A 19127-nucleotide genomic window follows, 5' to 3' on the forward strand; every position below is an offset into this window, starting at 1 on the left:
ATATAAGAAATGGTTTCAAATTTTGCAAAATTTGCAAGAACAAATAAAAGTTTAATAGTTTTCTCTAATTCTCTTGATCATATAGAAGTTTTCAAACAATTTTACAATACCAGAGTAAAACCAAAAGAGTTTGGTTTTGTAAAAATAAATGAAGATAGAATTTGTCTTTTACACGAAGATTTAAAGTGTGATTTAATTGCAGGAAAGACAAATGAAAATATAAAAAATAGGTTACTTGAAGTTTTTAAAACAGAGTCTAGATATATAATGACTTCTTCAAAGTTTATTATTTTCCCGGAAAAATTCTCTTTTAAAAGAGTAGCAAACAGACTTTTTTCAGATTATATAATTCAAAGTGCTGGTAAAGTTACTTTTTCAGTAGTTGATAATAAAATAGTTGTAAGTTGTTCTGGAGGTTCAAAGGTTTTAAATTTAAAACCAAGATCAATAGATGCTTTAATAATTCAAGATGAACTAGATGCAAGTTTTGATGATGAATAGAGTTTAAAACTCATCTTCATCATCGGCTTCGCTGTCAAAACAATAAATACACTCTTCATCAAAGAATGAGTATTCATCATAACAGTAAAACTTTTCACAACTATCACATTTGAAACAATCATACTCTTTTGATAGTTTTTGTTCTAATTCTTCTTCACTTAAATTGTTTTTTTTAGCATAATCGTCAAAAATTTTATAAACATTTTTGTTCTTATCATTTTTTAACTCTTTAGCTAAATCTTCCAAAGTTTCTATATTCATTTCTTGCCTTTTGAAATATTGTAAAAGCTATATTATCTCAAAAAATGATATAATCCCGACTTAAAAAATAAACAGGCAGTACAAAAATGGAAGAAAATAGTGTTAAAACACAAAAATTCATAATCAAATATTTTACAGAGATTATGATAAAAGGCGAAACAGCTAAAAGACAAATGATAAATCAACTCTTTTTTAATCTTCAAAGAATTTCAAACAACATTTCAAGTGATATAAAAATTAAAAAATTTTTTGACAAAATTGAATTAGTTTGTCCTTCTGAATTTAGTGATAATTTAAGAGAAAAACTTCTTGAAACACCAGGAATACAACAGGTTTTAGAAGCAATACAAATAGATAATATGCATACTTTAGATGAGATAAAAGTAGAAGTAAATAAACATATGGCAAAAACAATAGAAGATAAAACTTTTGTTGTTCGTGCAAAAAGGGTTGGAAAACAAGATTTCAAATCAACACATATTGAGCAAACTGTTGGTGGATATATGTTAGCTCATAACAAAACAAAAGGTGTTGATTTAAAAAATCCAGAAGTTACTATAAAAGTTGAATTAGAACATGCTCAATTAAATATTATTACTAAAAAACATTATGGACTTGGTGGGTTTCCATTAGGAACTCAAGGGGAAGTTTTATCTTTAATGTCTGGAGGATTTGATTCTACTGTTGCTTCATATTTGGCTATGAAAAGAGGATTGAAAACACATTTTGTATTTTTTAATCTAGGTGGAGTTGCTCATGAAATAGGAGTAAAACAAGTTTCTTGGTATTTGTGGAATAAGTTTGGAAGTTCACATAGAGTATCCTTTATAACTGTTCCTTTTGAAGATGTAGTTAGTCAAATATTTAAGGATATTAGTGCACCTTATATGGGTGTTATGCTAAAAAGACTGATGCTATTAGCTAGTGAAAAAATAGCTCAAAATTTAAATGTAGATGCTTTGATTACTGGGGAGAGCGTTGCTCAAGTTTCAAGTCAGACTTTAAAAAATTTGAGATTAATTGATGATGTATCAAATATTTTGGTATTAAGACCCTTATCATTTATGAGTAAGCCAGATATTATTGAAATAGCTTCTAAAATCGGTACAAAAAGATTTGCAGAAGCTATGCCTGAATATTGTGGTGTTATATCACAACATCCTGTAACAAATGGAAGTTTTACTAGAGTAGAAAAAGAGTCTAAAGCTTTTGATTATTCAGTTTTAGAAGAAGCTATAAAAAATGCAAAAGTAAAAAATATTGATGAAGTTTTAGATGATGTTTGTAAAGTTGGAACATTAGAAGTTGTAAATAATCTAAACGAAAGTGATATAATCATAGATATTAGACAAAGTAGTGATACTTTAAATGCACCTTGTAAAGTTTTAAAAATTCCATTTTATGATTTAAAGAAAGAGTTTAAAAAATTAGAGCAAGATAAAACTTATTTGCTTTATTGTGATAAAGGTGTAATGAGTCAATTACATGGACAATATTTGAAAGATGAACATAAATTTGAAAACATAAAAGTTTATAGACCAAAATAGAGGATTTAAATGAAAAAAATAGGTATAGGGGCGCTAATAATATGTTTTGTACTAGTTGTTAGTGGATTTATTTTAAATAGTAGTATTAATTCAAAAATTAATGCAAAGATTGATGAGTTAAATAAAAATGGATTTTATGTAACTTATGAAAAAGACAGTAAGTTTTTAACTACAAAAGGTAAAGGTAAAATTGAAATTTCTTACCCATCAAAAGCTATAGAATATCTAATAAGCAAAAAAGATGATGGAGCTCTAAAAAAAGAGTTAGAGGAGTTTTTAAAAATCATACCAAGCGAAACTAAATATGATTTAATGGAAGGATTAACTTTTGAGTATGATTTTAGTTTATGCAATATCAATTCTAAACTTGATTTAAATTTATATTTAGTTTCTTTATCAAATAGATCTAAATATGATTTTTTAACAAAATATTCTTATGGTTATGCTCCACAAAATTTTGAAAAATTATTACAAAATAGAGAACTTAAAATTAATATAAACGAAGAAGGAAAGTTTAAAATTAATGATTTTAGTTTTGTTTCTACTAGTGGAATTCTAATTTTACGAGGTATAAATGGTGATAAAAGTAAATTAAATATCCCTTTTATGAAATTTGAATTAGCAAATTATGATATGGGGTATTTAGATAATAGATTTTTAATTGAAAATACAACTTTTTCGTACAACGAAAATAAAAATAATAAAAGGGATTCAAAGTTAGATATAGGAAATTTCATTTATGAAGGGCTTAACGAGGAATTTAATATAAAAAATTTAAAACTTTCATCTAATTTTGCTGTTAATAATAATGATTTAAAAGGTGAAACAAAAATATCTTTTGATGAATTTAACAGTAAATATTTTGAATATTCTTATACTTCAGAAGATAAAGATAAAACTAAAAAAGATTTTATAACTGTTAAAAATAGTTCTTTAGTTTTTGAATATGATAAATTACCTTATGAAAAATATAAAGAGTTTTCTAAATCTTTTGCTTTAGGTTATGAAAACTTTTTAAGTAAACAAAAAGATTTCCTAGAAGCTTTATCTAAATCAAATTTAATTTTAAAAATTTCAGCAGATTCAGAAAATTTAATTTATGAAAACAACAATTGGTATAAAAAACTAAAAGTTAACTCCGATTTTGAATTAAGTAAAAACTTATCATCTATGAAATTTGATAATTTAAATGATGTTTTTAATGTTTTAAAAATTGATATAGAAGTTGATAGTTTATCTGCACAAAAAGCTTTAGAGAATAGCAATGAAGATATAAAATCTAAAGTGAAATTTATTGATTCAGCAAATAAAGATTTTAAACTTTTAAAATTAGAACTAAAAGCAGATGGAATTTATATAAATGATGTTTTATCTATAACAAAAGATAAACTTAAGTTTCCAAAAAACTCTTTTGATGATGCTTATGCACCTAATAGTTATTTAGATGATACAAATATATCTCACACTTATGAGATGATAGATAAAAATACTTTGAGAGTTAATTTTAAATATAAAACTTCTTTAGACTCTCTTTCAAGTGGTGGAATTGCAGTATCTTTCCCTCAATTGGTTGATGACAAATCTATAAAAGCAAAAACGAGTAAAAATTTTGCTAAATTAGATGTATATAAAAAAGGAGATACTATGTTTAGTGGTTTATTAAATAAAAATGTAGTAGCCGAATATCTTATGATAGAAGGTTTTGATGAAAACTGGACAGATACAACTATTGAAAAAGAGTTTTCTTTAGATATTGATGTGTCAAATATGAATGATTTTTTAGAGATAAATTTAAGAGGATATTCTACGGCTGCTGATAAAGTAAATTATGAACTTTTACCTACACAAGATTATAGTTCTACACAAGATCAACAGTCATATTATATAAAAATTGCAGATATAGATTTACAAACATTAAAGAAAAATAAATAAAAGGAGAGATAGATGAAAAAGATAGTTTTAGGATTAGCTGTTTTAGTTGCTATTGTTATTGCTGTATGTTTTACTTTGAGAAGTACAGCAAATAGTAAAATAGAAGCAAAAATAGAAGAGTTAAAAAATAATGGTTTTAATGTTACATACAACAAAAAAGATGTTCTATTAAAAATTGAAGCAGAAGGTAAAATAGAAGTAGCTTATGCACAAAAAGCTTTAGATTATGTAATTAGTCTTCAAGAACAAGGAGAACTTAAAAAAAGTCTAGAAAAAGCTATAAAGCTTTTTGATAAAAGAGATATTGATAGTGCTTTAGAAGGTCTTAGTGTAGATTATGATTTTAAAGTAAATATTTTAAATAAAAAACTAGATTTAAATTTATATTTAACGAAGTTGTCAAATAGTTTAATGCAAGAGTTATTATCAAATCAAGATAATAAATCAACAAATACTTTAGAGAATATGTTGAAAAATAGAGAATTCCAAGTATCTATCGATGAAAATAAAAACTATAAGATAAAAGATATAAATTATGTTATGCCTGATGGAACTATGACGTTAAGAGGTATGAATGGAGATATAAAAACTTTTAATATGGATTTATTAAAATTAACTAGTAAAGAAGATAATTTTACATTCTCTTTTGAAGGAATTAAAAGTTTTTATGAAGAAAAATTAAATCAAGCAGTTGATTCAAAACTTGATATTGCAAAAATAGAAATTATTGACAATAGTATAGATTTAAATTTAAAAAATACAAAAATTTCTTCTTTTTCTAAGATTGTAAATGATTTAATTGAAGGAAATTCAAAAATATCTTTTGATGAATTTAATTTAAAACAGCCAAATGAATTAGGAGCTGCTACTCAAACAAGCTTAAAAAATAGTTTTATAGAATTAAGTTTTAATAAAGTGCCATTTAAAAAATATGAAGAGTTTATGGATGCTTATAATTCTTTAGAACAAGATTCAGATAAATTAGCTACAAAATCTAAAGAGTTTTTAGATGCACTTTCAAAAGCTGGTATAGAAATATTTCTAAATGGTAACTCAAAAAATTTAAATTTACAAAATAAAGAGTGGTTTAAAGAGCTTGATTTTAAATCTAAATTTGCTTTAAGCAAAGATTTATCATCTATGAAATTTGAAGGTATTTATGATATCTTTGAAACAATTAACCTTGATTTAAAAATTGATAAAGAGTCTGTTGACAATGTAAATAAAGAGTTGAAATTAGATGAAAATAATAAAATAGTTTTACTTGATTCAGAAGATAAAAAATTTAAAGTTTTCAAAGTTGAATTAAAACCAGATGGTCTTTATGTTAATAATACTTTATCTGTAACTAAAGAGGGTTTGAAATTTCCAGAAAATGAGATAGATAACTCTTATATGTATGATGAGAGTGGAAATTATGAAACAGAAGATGATAATAGAGTATCTTATAATTATAAGTTGTTAGATAAAAATACTTTAAGAGTAGAGTTTAAATATAAAACTGCATTACAAAAGATAAATTCAGGTGGAATTAGCGTATCTTTTCCTCAATTAAAAGATGGTTCGAAAATAAAAGCTAAGAGTTCGAAAAACTTTGCCAGTTTAGATTTTTATAAAGCAGGAGATGATTTATATAGTGGTATGTTAGGTAAAAATGTTAAAGCTGAATATTTAATGGTAGAAGGTTTTGATGAAAACTGGAAAGATGTAAATAGTGAAAAAACATTTACTTTAGATATAGATGTAACAGATTTTAATGATTTCTTAGAGATAAATTTAAGAGGATACTCTTCAAATGTTGAAGGTGAATATGAATTAGTTCCAACTGAAAAATCTAGTCAAACACAAGACCAACAAAGTTATTTTGTAAAAATAGCTGATATAGATTTACTTGAAGAAAAAGGTAAATTCAAATAAATATTTAGGCAATTGCCTAAATATTTTCTCTTTTTTTCATAATCTCTTTTTCTATTAAAATAAACAAAAATGGAACAAGTGAATATATAAATAGTTTTAAACTAAATCCAAAATTCCAACTATATTTTCTCATTGCATTGTATAAAGCAATACAAAAAAGAATAAAAAATATTCCGTGCATCATTCCAAAAATTTTTACAGCCATAGGTTCAGCAAAAAAATATTTTAGCGGCATAGCGAAAAAAACTAATATTAAATAAGATATTCCTTCAATAATTGAAATTAATCTAAATTGAGCAAATCTTGTTCTAAACATCTCTTTCCTTATAATTTTTAAGCTAGTATATTAAACTATTCTTTATCAAAGGTTAATATAACACCTTTTTAAGTAAAATCCGCCCATGATGAATCAAATAGAAAATAAAAACATAATACTAACTACTTTAAATTCTAGGTTTTCTCACTCTAGCTTATCTTTGCGATATCTTTTTGCAAATTTAAAAGAGTTAAAAGATGAAGCAAAAATTTTAGAGTTTGTAATAAATAGTCAGAATCAAACTATTGCTGAAGAGATTTTAGCTTATAAGCCAAAAATAGTTGCTATTTCTACATATATTTGGAATGCAACAGACGTTGAAGAAATTGTAAAATATATAAAGCTAATTAGTCCAAGTACAATAGTAGCTCTTGGAGGGCCAGAAGTAAGTTATTTACCACATAGGGTAGATTTTAATATGGCAGATTATTTTATGTTTGGAGAAGGTGAAGTAAGTGTTTATAACTTATGTAAAAATATCTTAGGTGGAATTCGTCCAAAAGATAAAATAATTCAAGCAAAACCTGTAGAGTTTGATAAAATTGAGTTACCTTATGATTATTATACAGATTTTGATATAAAAAATCGACATATCTATATAGAAAGTAGTAGGGGTTGTCCTTTTACTTGTGAATTTTGCTTATCTAGTATTGATTCTAGTATGAGGTATTTACCAACAGATGTTTTTATAAATGAGATTGATAAACTTTGGAATAGAGGTGCAAGAAATTATAAATTTATAGATAGAACATTTAATCTAAAGATATCTTATGCAAAAGCAATTTTGGAATATTTCTTAGCAAAAGATGAAGATTATTTTCTACATTTTGAGGTAATTCCAGATAATTTCCCACTAGAACTAAGAGAGCTTTTAAAACAGTTTAAAGCTGGAAGCCTCCAACTTGAAGTAGGGATTCAAACTTTAAATTTAGATGTTGCAAAAACTATAAATAGAAATTTAAAAATGGAAAAGATAAAAGATAACTTATCTTTTTTAAGCAATGAAACAAATGCTCATATGCATATAGATTTAATTGTAGGACTACCTGGTGAAACTATTGAAAGCTTTAGAGAAAATTTGGATTTGCTTTATACTTTGAGTAATGGTGAAATACAAATAGGAATATTAAAAAAACTTTCTGGAACAACTTTAAGTAGACATGATGAGGTTTATGGAATGGTTTATAATCCAAATCCTCCTTATGATATATTAAAAAACAATCAAATAGATTTTTCACTTATGCAAGATATGAAGAGATTTGCAAGATTTTGGGATATAGTTTATAACAGTGGAAATTTTATAAAAACTTCTAAATTATTATTTAAAGATGGAAAAGTTTTTGACAACTTCTTTGATTTTAGTAAATGGATTTATAAAAGAAGTGAAAGTACTTTTAAAATTTCACTAGATAGAGTAGCTGAATACTTATTTGAATATTTAGGTCAAATGTATGATGAAGAGCTAATCGTAAAAACAATCTTAGATGATGTTATGACAGTTGAAGGTAGAAAAATACCACCATTTTTAAAAAGATATAAAAAATATGAAAAAGAGTTTATACAAATAGAACTAAACAAAGCTAATAGAAGACAAATTCTAAGAAAAGACAATGAAGAGTAATATAAGATAAGTATAAAGTTTTCTAAAGATACTTTATACTTAAAAGAGTTATTTATTTTTTGTTATGAATATAAAAATAGACAGAGATAGAATTATTACTCCAACACCAATAATTAAATATAAAGCACTTAGCATTTGATTATAATCGTTTATTGCTATTTTAAACACTACAAGAAGAGCTTCAATTAGTAAAGCTATAATAATGGTAATCATAAATTTTGTTAAAACTTTATATTCTGATTTTTCATTTTTTGAGTAGCTTTTGAATAAAACTTCCTGCTCTAAAATGGTTTTTGCTAAATCGAATATTGCTAATCCTAAAGTTAAGGCAATGATAGGCTCAAATATATATTCAATAGAAATAGAATCATTTAAAAAAGAATCAATAAAATCATGTAAAGAGTAATAAATTGCAAAAAGGGCTAATGCAATCATTAAAGAACATACAACAACATAGAAGCTTTTACTTAAAAAATTAAAATTTTTATTTATTTCAAGAAAGCCTAATTTTTTTAAAATAGATTCTAAATTAAAATCTAAAAATACTATACAATCATCTAATTTAATTATGGTTGTAATACATGTTTCTCCTGTTGCACTACTTACATAAGGTCTTGTAATAGCAACTTTCTCACTTTTTAAATCAATATTAGTTAATAAATATTGTCTATTTCTACCAATTGGTTTATCTACAATTTTATCTCTAAATATATTTGGTGAAATTTGATCTAATGTATTTATATCAGAAATGTAAATTAACTCTAAAGATGGAAATATTTTAAAAAGTTGTTTGTAGTTTTTGTTAGATTTTGATTTTAAATCACCAATATTGTAAATGCTCTCTTTTATAAAAATCTCTATATTTTTCTGATTTTTATTATATATTTCTATAAATTCATCCATATGAAATCCTTTTGCTCAAAAATTGTAACAAAATATCTATAAAAAAAGGGATTATGAAGATTTATATAAAGAAAAAAAGTTTTAAGTAAGTATTTCTACTTACTTAATTTTAAACTTTTAAATAGTTTTGAAAATATTGGAACTATTAAAACTACTACATAACCAACTATAGCTCCTAGTATTATTTCACTAAAGAATCCACCAAGTGGGATAGATTTTATTACATTTTCAATTGATTGTAAAATATGTGTTTCATGAGCAATAATTCCTCCACCAACAGCAAGCATAGCAATAGTACCTAATACCCCAATAGTTTTAATAATATAAGGCATAGAATTTACAAAACCATTTCCTATTTTTTGTAGAGTAATACTCTTTTTCTCTTGTAAATAAAAACCAATGTCATCTAGTTTTATGATAAATGCAACAATTCCATAAACAAAAATTGTAGTTAATATTCCAACAGAGATTAGAACCATAAGTTTAGTTATAAAATCACTATTATCAAGAAGACTTAAACTAATAACTATAATTTCAAAAGATAAGATAAAATCTGTTTTTACTGCACTCTTTACTTTTTGTTTTTCAAAATCTTCATCTGAACTCTCTTTTTGAGTTGTTTGCTCTTCTTCTTGATGATGACCAAATTTTTCTAAAATACTTTCAACACCTTCATAAGCTAAATAAGCTCCCCCAATAATTAAAATAGGACCTATAGCCCATGGTGCAAGATAACTTAATAGTAAAACAACAGGGATAATTATAAATTTGTTTATAAAACTTCCTTTTGCTATTTTGTATACAATTGGAAGTTCTCTTAATGCTGCTTTTCTTTTTGCTTCAAGCATTGCAATTTCTCTTAAGTGTTCAAGCTCTTTTATAATTTCTTGTTGAGTTTTTTCATCTAGTTTTTTAATATTTTCGGCAAATTCTTCAGCAGATTTTGCTTTTTCTAACTCTTTTTTTAAGATTTCAGATGTTGTTTCATTTGTAAAATTTGCAATAGCAGCAAGATCATCTACTAAAAGTCCACTAGATTTTATACTTGCAAGTTTTGTATAAGTTGCTATATCATCAAACAGTAATCCTATATCATCAAGAGATGTTGCAAGAGATTTGGCAGTTGTAGCTGCTGTTTTTCCAGCAAGTGATCCGATATCATCTGCTAAAATAGATAAATAGCCTAATATTCCAGCCATTAAATTCCTTTTTATATTTTTTAAAATAGAATAGTATTTAAGATTTACTAATATAATAATAAAAGGAGATATTTTGAATTACAGTAAAATTATTTTTGCTCTTTTGGTACTTTATATATTAGCAGATATATTTAACACATATGTAGTGAAATAGTATTATTTAATAATTCTCTATATTCTCAAAACTCCATCCATTATCTTTTAATAGCTGAATTAACGTTTTTAAATTCTCTTTTCCATTAAAATTATTACTAAACATAAAATCATGCATTAGCAAGATTACTTTATTATTTTTACTATATATTTTTTCCATAGAGTTTAAAATTTCATCTGGTGTTTTTGCTGGTCTCCCATTAGGCTCATAAGGCCAATCAATATCCCAACCATAAATATAATAACCTTCTTTGTATATATTGTCATAACCAATAATTTCTATTTCTCTTTGCTCTTTTTTAATCATATTATCATTTTTTGTTATTATTGGAAGCCTAAAGACATTTCTGCCAGCAAGTCTAACAGGTAAAAATGCTGAAGCTGTTTTAGAACTTCTATCTTCTGATATTATAGAGTTTGCTTTTATTATATCTTCTACAACCAAATCAGGATTACTATAAAATTTTTTATATTTATTATTTGCATGTGAATATGTATGATTTGCAATAGTAATATTTGAATAACTTAAAGCTTGTTCATAAATACTTTTAAAATTTTCTATTTGGCTAGCAATAAAAAACATAGTAGCTGGAATATTCTCTTCATTAACTACTTCTAAAATATTTTTCGTTGCTCTTAATGGACCATCATCAAAAGTTAAAATAGCTATTTTTTTATTTGTAATGTCTTTTTTAAGCTCTTCTTTTTCTACAATTTTAGTTTTTTGGTTTATTGGATATATTTCATAGAATTCAAAATTTGATACTTTTTTATCTAGTTTTATAATAAGGGGTTGAAATTTATCCAAACTATCAGGTAGAGTATCTTTTATCTTTTGGGCTTCTTCTTTAGAATTAAAAATTCCATAGTTAGTTCTATAATATTTAGCTTCTTTATCTTTTGTGATTGTAATATCGTATTTATGCTCTTTTAAAATATTATTTTTACAATTAACTGCATCTTTATAACTTATATTGCTACAAATAGAAATGGTATAAAACTCATCATTTGAAAATAAATTAATAGATAAAAAGAATAAAATAAAATTAATACGACTAAGGCTAAACACAAAATTCCTAAAGGCTTAAATTCAATTCGCTATAATACAAAAAAGAGTTTAAAAGAAGCGAAAAATTGGAAGATATTTATGATTTAATTGTTGTTGGTGCGGGACCTGCTGGGATACTAGCAAGTATTAGTGCGGCAAAGGATAAAAAAAGAGTTTTACTATTAGAAAAAATGCCACAAATTGCATTAAAACTAAAGGCTACAGGTGGGGGAAAGTGTAATCTTACAAATACTTTGTCTCAAGATGAATTTTGTGAAAAATTTGGAAAGAGTGGAAGATTTATAAAAGATTCTTTAGAAGAGTTCTCAAGAGATGATTTAATAGAATTTTTTGCTAGTATTGGAGTTGAAACAATTGCTCGGGATGGTTTTAGAATTTTTCCAATAAACCATAGTTCAACTATAATACTTGAAGCTTTAACAAAAGAGCTTGAAAGATTGGGAGTTAGTATAAAAACTTCTATAAAAATAGGGTCTATTCAAAAAATTGATGAGGTATTTATAATAAATACTCCTAGTCAAAAATTCAAATCAAGAAATTTAGTCTTAGCAACTGGAGGTTTGGGATATCCAACTTTAGGAGCAACTGGAGATGGTTATATTTTTGCTAAAGAATTAGGACATAAAGTCACACAGACACATCCAGCTATGATGCCTCTTTTTACTAAAGAGAAAAATTTTGCTTCTTGTAAAGCAGATACTATTGCTAAAGCTATTTTGAAAGTAAACATATCAAAATATAAGAATTTAAAACTTGTTGGAGATTTGATTTTTACAAAAGAAGGGCTTAGAGGACCAGTTATCTTAGATTTTGCAAGAGAAATTACACCTATTTTAGCTAATTATGATGAAGTTCCTTTGCTTATAAATTTTATTAAAGGTAAAAATGAAGAAGAAATTTATAAACATTTAAAAGATGAAATAGTAAAAAATCCAACAAATACTATTTTAGAAAACTTAGAAACTTTACTTGCTCCTAGTGTTGCAATTGAAATTTTAAAATTGTGTGAAATAGAACAAAATTTAAGATTTAAGCAAATAGAAGGAATAAAAAGAGAAAAACTAGTTAAAACTTTGGCTTGGACACCATTTACAATTGTTGGTCACGATGGTTTTAAACAAGCTATGATAACAAGAGGGGGAGTTAGTCTTAAAGAGATTGATTCTAAAACTATGCAAAGTAAGATAGTTTCAGGATTGTATTTTTGTGGTGAAATAGTTGATATTGATGGGCCTTGTGGAGGATATAATCTCCAATGGTCTTTTTCAAGTGGATTTCTAGCAGGAAAATCAAAATAATTTTAGTTCTTATTTGTAAAATATTTTAAATATAGAAATTTGGCGGCTTCTAGGCTACAATAAATTAGCAAAAATATAATATAATATTATATAATAAAAAAAATAGGATTTATAATATGTTATTAATGAAGTTAGAGGCTAGGGAAAAATTTGCTTTTTTACAATTAGCTCACTATTTAGCAAGAATCGACAATGATTTTGGTGAGAGTGAGGAAGAGATTATTTTAGAATATTGCGCTGAAATGGGTATAGAAAATATAGACTCTTTTGATATAAAGAATTTTAGTTTAGAAGATACATTAAAGAATTTTAAAAGTAATAGAAGTAAGAAAATAGTTATTTTAGAGCTTATGATTTTGATTCATATTGATAGAAGTTTTAATATAAATGAACAAATTTTAATGGATAAAATTTCAAAAAATTTTGGGTTGGAGCTTGAAAACTTAGATGATTACTCTCAATGGGGAAAATCTGTAGCTATGTTATATGAAGTAGCAAAAGTTTTCATTGATGATAGAGATAGAAATCTTGAATAGTTTTAGGGTAAATTCTAATGCAACTAATAGATAATTTAGATAGTAAAATCGAGAAATTGTTGTATGAATATGAAAAAGTAAAGCTTGAAAATATTGCATTGTTAAAAAAAGTTAATGAATTAAAAAATGAAAATGATGAATTAATAAAAAATAATCAAGATATGATTTTAGCAATAAATAGTACTTTAGCTCTGATTGGAGGGAAAGATAGTGAATAAAGATGTAACATTCCACATAAATAATTTAGCATATACTATAACAGTAGATGAAGAGTTAGAAAAAGAGCTTTGTAAATATCTTAGTTTATCAAAAAATAATGATACAAAAGAGCTTCTTATTGCTTATTTGAATTTAAGCCAAGAGTTTAGAATGTTTAAAAAGAATATTGAAAAAATAACTGAAAAATTATCAGGATTTTAATATAAAAGCTTTTTCATTACTAGAAATAATAATTGCAATAGTTGTAATGGGATTGATCTTCTCATTTGCTATTCCAAAATTTAATAATATAAATGAAAATTCAGATATTTTAACTTTAAAATCACATTATGCTTTGATACAATCTGTAATTACTAGAAAAAAGAGTAATGAAGTTCTACTTCAAAATAATGTAAATATTGATTCACTAGATAGTGCAAGAATAAACATAAAAAACGAAGAATTGTTTAAAAATGTATTAGATACTCCAATTTTATCTACAACTATAAATGATAAAAATTATGGTAATTGGGCAAAAATATCAAATGTAAAGTATCTGTTTTTTACACAAAGTAAAACATTTGAATTTGTATTAGAAAATGGCAATTTTGTCTGTATTAGTAATGAAAATTTATGTAAAGAGATAGAATGAATTTTTATGAAGTTGCAATTTTAAAATCACCTTTAGAAAATCTTACTTATCAAAGTGAAAATTTAATAGAAATTGGAACTTTGGTTGAAGTTACTTTAGCAAATAGAAAAAACTCAAATCAAGCCATTATTATAAAAAAAGTTGAAAAACCAGAGTTTAAATGTAGTGATATTTTAAAAATAACAGATTTTTGTTGTAGCTCTTTTATGTTAGAAGTTGCTGATTTTATTAGTAAATATTATGTTTGTTCAATGGGACAAAGTTTAACTATTTTTCAGTTTTTTAACAAAAATATTGAGTATGAAAATAAAATAATTGAGTTTAAAAAAGAGATAAACTTATCTAGCTTTCAGCAAGAAGCAAAAGATTTCTTGGATAGTAAAAAACAAGCTTTACTTTTTGCTAAGACGGGTGCTGGAAAGACTGAAATATATATAAAAACAATAAAAGAAGTTATAACTAATGGAAAACAAGCAGTTTTTCTAATGCCTGAAATCTCTCTTACTCCTCAAATGCAAAAAAGACTTGAAGAAGTTTTTGGAAAAACTATTGCAATTTGGCATTCAAAGGTTAGTGTTAAAAAGAGAAGAGAAATTTTAGAAAATCTTCAAAATGGTGAGATAAAACTAATTGCAGGAGCAAGATCTGCACTTTTTTTACCATATAAAGATTTAGGTTTGATAATAGTAGATGAAGAACATGATGATTCCTATAAAAGTGATAGTACTCCAAGATATAATGCAAAAGATTTAGCTATTTTTATAGCTAAGAAATTTGATATAAAACTTATTTTAGGAAGTGCAACACCTTCAATAAATAGTTTTCATAAAATTCCATATTTTGAATTAGATAGGACTTTTTATGAAACAAAAAAAAGTTATATTTTTGAAAACACAAGTCAGAAAATCTCACAAAATACACTTCTAAAAATTGAAAATACTATAAAAAGCAATCATCAAACAATAGTTTTTTTACCAACTAGAGCAAATTTTAAACACCAAATATGTTTTGATTGTGGTAAAAGTGTTGAATGCCCATTTTGTAGTGTGTCTATGAGTTTACATAAAAATGATTTGGCTTTAAAATGTCATTATTGTGGATTTACTCAAAAAATACCAGAATTTTGTCCTTCTTGTAAAACAGGAATTATTAAAAATCATAGAGTTGGAACGGCAGAGATAGAAGAACTTTTAAAAAATGAATTTCCAAAAAATATAATAAAAAGATTTGACACAGATACAATAAAAAATGAGAGAATTCTAAAAACGATACTTGATGAGTTTAATGATAATAAAATTGATGTTCTTGTTGGTACCCAAATGTTGTCAAAAGGGCATGATTATCACAATGTAAAACTAGCAGTTATTTTAGGAATTGATTGTTTGCTAAATATGAATTCCTATAAAGCTAGAGAAAAAGCATTGTCTTTACTTATTCAAATAGCAGGTAGAAGTGGAAGAAATGGCTTTGGAGAAGTTGTAATAGAGACAAAAAATGAAGAGTTTTTTAAACACTATTTAGAAGAGGCTAGTTATTTAGATTTTTTAAAAGATGAATTGGAGTTTAGAAAAGATTTGTATCCACCTTTTGTGAAACTTGCTCGAGTTATACTCTCTTCTACAAATGGATTAAAAGTAAAGGAAGAATTAGGAGAGATTGTAAAATATCTAAAATCAATAAATGAAATAGAAGTTGTTGGATTTGGAGAGTGTGCAATTTTTAAAATAGCAAATAAATATAGATATGAAATTTTAATTCGTTCAAAGAATTCAAAGGAGTTATTAAGATCTCTTCATTCTATAAAATCATCACATATTTCAATAGATATGGATACAATTTACTAATAATTTAGTAAAATTAAAAAAATTTAAGGAGACAAAATGGTAAATACAAAAGATGAGTTTAAAGAGCTTGTTTCAAGTATAGAAAAACAAAGTTGGTATAAAAAACCTTTGGCTTTTGGTATTGCACGATTGAGTCGAGGAGTTTTGGATAAAAATCTTATTCTTGAAGCTACTTATCCTACTATAAATTGGAATGAAAATAGTGGAAGTGGGACTGTGTTTTTAGCTGCTATTAAACAAAGTGGATATGAAATTGATATAAATAGAAGTGAAGCAGTTTTTCCTTTAACTGATAATTTTTTAACTTTTTGTATAGAGGCTTATAAACCATTTTATGAAGAAAAAGAGAAACATAAAAATCTTCAAGTTATCTCTACTTTAGCATCTTTACCAATAGATAGTGGTCTTAGTGCGGATGATTTTAGAGTCGTATTTATTTTTGAAGATGATAAACCACAAAGTGTTGAAACTACTTATTTAAAACTTATTGCAAAACACACTAAAAAAGTAGAGAACCTAAATTTAGAAGGTGTTGAAGAGCTACTTACAAATTGTGCATGGATTGATGGTGTTCCTGTTGAATTAGAGTGGTTAAGACAAAATGAGATTATTTTAAAAGTTGCTGATAAATTTCCGAAAATTGATTATGTTGGAAAGTACTCAAGACTTTTAAAGCATATAATTCTTTCTGATGATGAAATAGCTTGTAAAGGTAGTTTATTAAAATAGTTAAATAGCAATTCTTGCTATTTAATAAAATATCTCAATTTTAGCATTTGCTATTTTTTTGTAAATTTTTAGATTTTTATTTAGTGGTAACCAATTTATTAAAACTATTGCTAAAGCTTCCCAAAGTGCTACCCAACCGCCAATCATAAATCCTTCGGAGATTATTTTATAAAATAAATTTTCATTTTCTGATAGTGAAAATGAGATAAAAACTAGTAAAAAACCAACAATAAAAAATATAACAGAATTCTTCAAGCTCTCTTTCATACTTTTCTTTTCTAAAAATTGAAGATATGAAAAATATTCATTTATACTTGTTTGAAGTCTATTTGATGAATCTAAGTTGATTTTTTCTTCAAAATGAAATTGTAAAATAAAAGGAATATTTCCTATTTCATCAACACATTCAAATAAATATTCTTCTAGTTTATATTTTAAATCTTTTTTTATAAATGATGATTTCTTATCATAATCTTCATATAAATCTTCTATTTTAGGTGTGTGAATCTTTATAATTAGATTTCCAGAATCATCTTTGTCATATCGGTTTAAAATGTAATTTTTCATTTATATTTTATTGTTTCTTTCAGAAAATTTATTTATGAATTCTAGCATAACCAAGCTATAACACAAAATATCTTATAATCTTGCCCAAAAAATTTTAAATAATTAAAGAGAAAAAATGGTAGAGCTAATAAACATAAGAAAATCTTACCCAACACAAGATTTATATCAAGATTTGAATTTACGATTAAATAAAGGTGATAAGGTTGGTCTTGTTGGTCGAAATGGTACTGGAAAATCGACTCTTTTTAAACTTATTCTTGGTGAAGAACAACCAGATAGTGGAGAAATTGCAACTCCAAAGAACTATAAAATTGGAGCTTTAAAACAGTATTTTGATTTCACTGAAAAAACACTAATTGATGAAACAGCATTGGCTTTAAGTGAAGATGATAAATACAATATTTATAAAGCAGAGAAAATTCTGTTTGGTTTAGGTTTTAGTGAAGATGATTTGCAAAAAGAGCCAAAATCATTTTCAGGCGGATATCAAATTAGAATTAATTTAGCAAAATTGCTTTTAACAGAACCAAATATGCTACTTCTAGATGAGCCTACAAACTACTTAGATATTCTTTCTATTCGTTGGTTAAGAGAATTTCTGAAAAGTTTTGATGGAGAAGTTATCCTTATAACACACGATAGAGATTTTATGAATAGTGTTTGTACTCATACTATGGGAATTATTAGAAGAAATGCTTTTATTATTCAAGGAAGTACAGACAAATTCTTTGAGCAATTAAGTGCAAATGAAGAGCATTATGAAAAACAAAAAATTGCACAAGAAAAGAAAATAAAAGATCTTGAAGAGTTTATTGCAAAAAATAAAGCACGAGCTGCAACAGCAACATTAGCTCAATCAAAAGTTAAAATTTTAGAAAAAATGGAAGTTATGGAAGATTTAGAGTACGATAAAGACTTAAATTTTGATTTTAACTATAAAGATACAAGTGCGAAATTCCTAGTTGAAGTAAAAGATTTAAGTTTTGGATATTCAAAAGACAATATTTTATTTAAAGATATAACTTTTGCATTAAGTAAAGGTGAAACTTTAGGAATTATTGGAAAAAATGGAAAAGGGAAATCAACACTTTTAAATGTTATTGCTGGAGAACTAAAAGCTCTTAGTGGAACTGTAGATTATCATCCAAGTACAGTTTTTGGACATTTTGGACAAACAAATATAAATCATTTGAATCTAAACAATACAATTATTGAAGAGATACAAAGTGTAAACAATAAAATTCCAGAACCAGTTATTAGAAATATTTGTGGAATTATGATGTTTAGTGGAGATAATGCAAAGAAAAAAATCTCTTTATTATCTGGAGGGGAAAAATCTAGAGTAATGCTTGGAAAAATTATAGCAAAAGATGTAAATTTACTTTTTCTAGATGAGCCTACGAATCACCTTGATATTGAATCAATTGAGGCACTTACAAATGCTATAAAAGCTTTTGAAGGATCAAGTATCATTGTAACTCACAGTGAGGAGTTATTACGAGCTGTTTGTGATAGATTAATTGTATTTACAAATGATGGAGCTGATTATTTCAATGGAACTTATGACGAGTTTTTAGAGAAAATAGGTTGGGGTGATGATATTGATGATAAAAAAACTAGTAAAAAAGAAGATAAAAAAGATAAGCCAAAGTTAAATAAAAAAGAGAGTAAGCAATTAAGAGCACAGTTAGTTGCTAAAAAAAGTCAAGATTTGAAACCTTTGAAAGTTGAACTTGAAGAACTTGAAAATAAAGTTTCTACATTGTTTGGGGCTGATAAAACTAAAGTTGAAAATAGTATCTTAGAAATTATGCAAAAGATTGAGACTATAAATAAAGAGTTTGATGAAAAAATGGCAGAACTTAGCTAGTAAGTTTTGAGAAA

Annotated in this window: 19 protein-coding genes; 13 read left to right on the forward strand and 6 right to left on the reverse strand. The window is 25.4% G+C overall.

The window, feature by feature from the left end:
* Positions 1-9: 9 nt before the first annotated feature.
* On the forward strand, positions 10-501 hold the full coding sequence (locus tag ACBT_RS05280; RefSeq protein ID WP_024775219.1) for a hypothetical protein: 492 nt from the start codon (positions 10-12) through the stop codon (positions 499-501).
* Positions 502-504: 3 nt separating this feature from the next.
* Here the strand turns inward: ACBT_RS05280 and ACBT_RS05285 are convergent, their stop codons facing one another.
* A complete protein-coding gene (locus ACBT_RS05285; protein WP_024775220.1) occupies positions 505-762 on the reverse strand; it encodes a hypothetical protein in 258 nt (85 codons plus the stop codon).
* An 86-nt stretch (positions 763-848) separates the two neighbouring features.
* Here ACBT_RS05285 and thiI point away from each other — a divergent pair, with 86 nt between their 5' ends.
* Genes thiI through ACBT_RS05300 form a run of 3 tightly spaced genes read left to right on the forward strand, consistent with a single transcriptional unit; the run spans position 849 to position 6158 of the window.
* Positions 849-2309 carry a tRNA uracil 4-sulfurtransferase ThiI gene (gene thiI, locus ACBT_RS05290; protein WP_024775221.1) on the forward strand — a complete coding sequence of 487 codons (1461 nt, stop codon included), beginning with the start codon at positions 849-851 and terminating at the stop codon, positions 2307-2309.
* Positions 2310-2318: 9 nt separating this feature from the next.
* Positions 2319-4241: a hypothetical protein gene (locus ACBT_RS05295; RefSeq protein WP_024775222.1), complete on the forward strand. Its 1923-nt coding sequence runs from the start codon at positions 2319-2321 to the stop codon at positions 4239-4241.
* A gap of 12 nt (positions 4242-4253) precedes the next feature.
* Complete coding sequence (locus ACBT_RS05300; RefSeq protein ID WP_024775223.1) at positions 4254-6158, forward strand: YdgA family protein; 1905 nt, start codon at positions 4254-4256, stop codon at positions 6156-6158.
* Between the two features lie 16 nt (positions 6159-6174).
* On the opposite strand, the gene ACBT_RS05305 is transcribed toward ACBT_RS05300, so the two are convergent.
* Positions 6175-6474, reverse strand: coding sequence for a DUF3817 domain-containing protein (locus tag ACBT_RS05305; protein ID WP_024775224.1), 300 nt, complete (start codon positions 6472-6474; stop codon positions 6175-6177).
* Positions 6475-6559: 85 nt separating this feature from the next.
* On the opposite strand from ACBT_RS05305, the gene ACBT_RS05310 reads away from it, so the two are divergent.
* The gene (locus ACBT_RS05310) at positions 6560-8095 is read left to right on the forward strand and encodes a B12-binding domain-containing radical SAM protein (RefSeq protein ID WP_228130304.1); all 1536 of its coding nucleotides are present in this window, start codon (positions 6560-6562) and stop codon (positions 8093-8095) included.
* Positions 8096-8143: 48 nt separating this feature from the next.
* On the opposite strand, the gene ACBT_RS05315 is transcribed toward ACBT_RS05310, so the two are convergent.
* From ACBT_RS05315 to ACBT_RS05325, 3 genes are all read right to left on the reverse strand, one after another.
* Entirely contained in the window at positions 8144-8998 is an 855-nt protein-coding gene (locus tag ACBT_RS05315) for a hypothetical protein (RefSeq protein ID WP_024775226.1), read from the reverse strand.
* A gap of 95 nt (positions 8999-9093) precedes the next feature.
* On the reverse strand, positions 9094-10197 hold the full coding sequence (locus ACBT_RS05320; protein ID WP_024775227.1) for a DUF808 family protein: 1104 nt from the start codon (positions 10195-10197) through the stop codon (positions 9094-9096).
* A gap of 160 nt (positions 10198-10357) precedes the next feature.
* The gene (locus ACBT_RS05325; protein WP_024775228.1) at positions 10358-11419 is read right to left on the reverse strand and encodes a polysaccharide deacetylase family protein; all 1062 of its coding nucleotides are present in this window, start codon (positions 11417-11419) and stop codon (positions 10358-10360) included.
* A 65-nt stretch (positions 11420-11484) separates the two neighbouring features.
* Here ACBT_RS05325 and ACBT_RS05330 point away from each other — a divergent pair, with 65 nt between their 5' ends.
* The 7 genes from ACBT_RS05330 (at position 11485) to ACBT_RS05360 (ending at position 16676) form a co-directional block, all read left to right on the forward strand.
* Positions 11485-12717, forward strand: coding sequence for a BaiN/RdsA family NAD(P)/FAD-dependent oxidoreductase (locus ACBT_RS05330; RefSeq protein ID WP_024775229.1), 1233 nt, complete (start codon positions 11485-11487; stop codon positions 12715-12717).
* A 116-nt stretch (positions 12718-12833) separates the two neighbouring features.
* Entirely contained in the window at positions 12834-13253 is a 420-nt protein-coding gene (locus ACBT_RS05335) for a hypothetical protein (protein WP_024775230.1), read from the forward strand.
* A gap of 17 nt (positions 13254-13270) precedes the next feature.
* Positions 13271-13471: a hypothetical protein gene (locus ACBT_RS05340; RefSeq protein WP_024775231.1), complete on the forward strand. Its 201-nt coding sequence runs from the start codon at positions 13271-13273 to the stop codon at positions 13469-13471.
* Positions 13464-13673, forward strand: coding sequence for a hypothetical protein (locus ACBT_RS05345; protein ID WP_084031349.1), 210 nt, complete (start codon positions 13464-13466; stop codon positions 13671-13673). The genes ACBT_RS05340 and ACBT_RS05345 overlap by 8 nt, the downstream gene beginning before the upstream one ends.
* Position 13674: 1 nt before the next feature.
* A complete protein-coding gene (locus ACBT_RS05350; RefSeq protein WP_228130305.1) occupies positions 13675-14103 on the forward strand; it encodes a pilus assembly FimT family protein in 429 nt (142 codons plus the stop codon).
* On the forward strand, positions 14100-15947 hold the full coding sequence (locus tag ACBT_RS05355) for a primosomal protein N' (protein WP_024775234.1): 1848 nt from the start codon (positions 14100-14102) through the stop codon (positions 15945-15947). The genes ACBT_RS05350 and ACBT_RS05355 overlap by 4 nt, the downstream gene beginning before the upstream one ends.
* Positions 15948-15983: 36 nt before the next feature.
* Positions 15984-16676, forward strand: a complete 693-nt coding sequence (locus tag ACBT_RS05360) for a tetrahydrodipicolinate N-succinyltransferase N-terminal domain-containing protein (protein WP_051429952.1) — start codon at positions 15984-15986, stop codon at positions 16674-16676.
* Positions 16677-16697: 21 nt separating this feature from the next.
* Here the strand turns inward: ACBT_RS05360 and ACBT_RS05365 are convergent, their stop codons facing one another.
* A complete protein-coding gene (locus tag ACBT_RS05365) occupies positions 16698-17243 on the reverse strand; it encodes a hypothetical protein (RefSeq protein ID WP_024775235.1) in 546 nt (181 codons plus the stop codon).
* A gap of 115 nt (positions 17244-17358) precedes the next feature.
* On the opposite strand from ACBT_RS05365, the gene ACBT_RS05370 reads away from it, so the two are divergent.
* Positions 17359-19113 carry an ABC-F family ATP-binding cassette domain-containing protein gene (locus tag ACBT_RS05370; protein ID WP_024775236.1) on the forward strand — a complete coding sequence of 585 codons (1755 nt, stop codon included), beginning with the start codon at positions 17359-17361 and terminating at the stop codon, positions 19111-19113.
* Positions 19114-19127: the final 14 nt, after the last annotated feature.

The organism is Aliarcobacter cibarius, from assembly GCF_013372265.1.
Classification (GTDB): Bacteria; Campylobacterota; Campylobacteria; order Campylobacterales; family Arcobacteraceae; genus Aliarcobacter; species Aliarcobacter cibarius.

Bases quoted from the DNA above. Each gene is read 5' to 3' on its own strand.
- ACBT_RS05365 (WP_024775235.1), bottom strand. From the start codon at position 17,243: ATGAAAAATTACATTTTAAACCGATATGACAAAGATGATTCTGGAAAT.
- ACBT_RS05320 (WP_024775227.1), bottom strand. From the start codon at position 10,197: ATGGCTGGAATATTAGGCTATTTATCTATTTTAGCAGATGATATCGGA.
- ACBT_RS05295 (WP_024775222.1), top strand. From the start codon at position 2,319: ATGAAAAAAATAGGTATAGGGGCGCTAATAATATGTTTTGTACTAGTT.
- ACBT_RS05310 (WP_228130304.1), top strand. From the start codon at position 6,560: ATGATGAATCAAATAGAAAATAAAAACATAATACTAACTACTTTAAAT.
- ACBT_RS05305 (WP_024775224.1), bottom strand. From the start codon at position 6,474: ATGTTTAGAACAAGATTTGCTCAATTTAGATTAATTTCAATTATTGAA.
- ACBT_RS05370 (WP_024775236.1), top strand. From the start codon at position 17,359: ATGGTAGAGCTAATAAACATAAGAAAATCTTACCCAACACAAGATTTA.
- ACBT_RS05340 (WP_024775231.1), top strand. From the start codon at position 13,271: ATGCAACTAATAGATAATTTAGATAGTAAAATCGAGAAATTGTTGTAT.
- thiI (WP_024775221.1), top strand. From the start codon at position 849: ATGGAAGAAAATAGTGTTAAAACACAAAAATTCATAATCAAATATTTT.
- ACBT_RS05285 (WP_024775220.1), bottom strand. From the start codon at position 762: ATGAATATAGAAACTTTGGAAGATTTAGCTAAAGAGTTAAAAAATGAT.
- ACBT_RS05300 (WP_024775223.1), top strand. From the start codon at position 4,254: ATGAAAAAGATAGTTTTAGGATTAGCTGTTTTAGTTGCTATTGTTATT.
- ACBT_RS05355 (WP_024775234.1), top strand. From the start codon at position 14,100: ATGAATTTTTATGAAGTTGCAATTTTAAAATCACCTTTAGAAAATCTT.
- ACBT_RS05315 (WP_024775226.1), bottom strand. From the start codon at position 8,998: ATGGATGAATTTATAGAAATATATAATAAAAATCAGAAAAATATAGAG.
- ACBT_RS05280 (WP_024775219.1), top strand. From the start codon at position 10: ATGGTTTCAAATTTTGCAAAATTTGCAAGAACAAATAAAAGTTTAATA.
- ACBT_RS05335 (WP_024775230.1), top strand. From the start codon at position 12,834: ATGTTATTAATGAAGTTAGAGGCTAGGGAAAAATTTGCTTTTTTACAA.
- ACBT_RS05360 (WP_051429952.1), top strand. From the start codon at position 15,984: ATGGTAAATACAAAAGATGAGTTTAAAGAGCTTGTTTCAAGTATAGAA.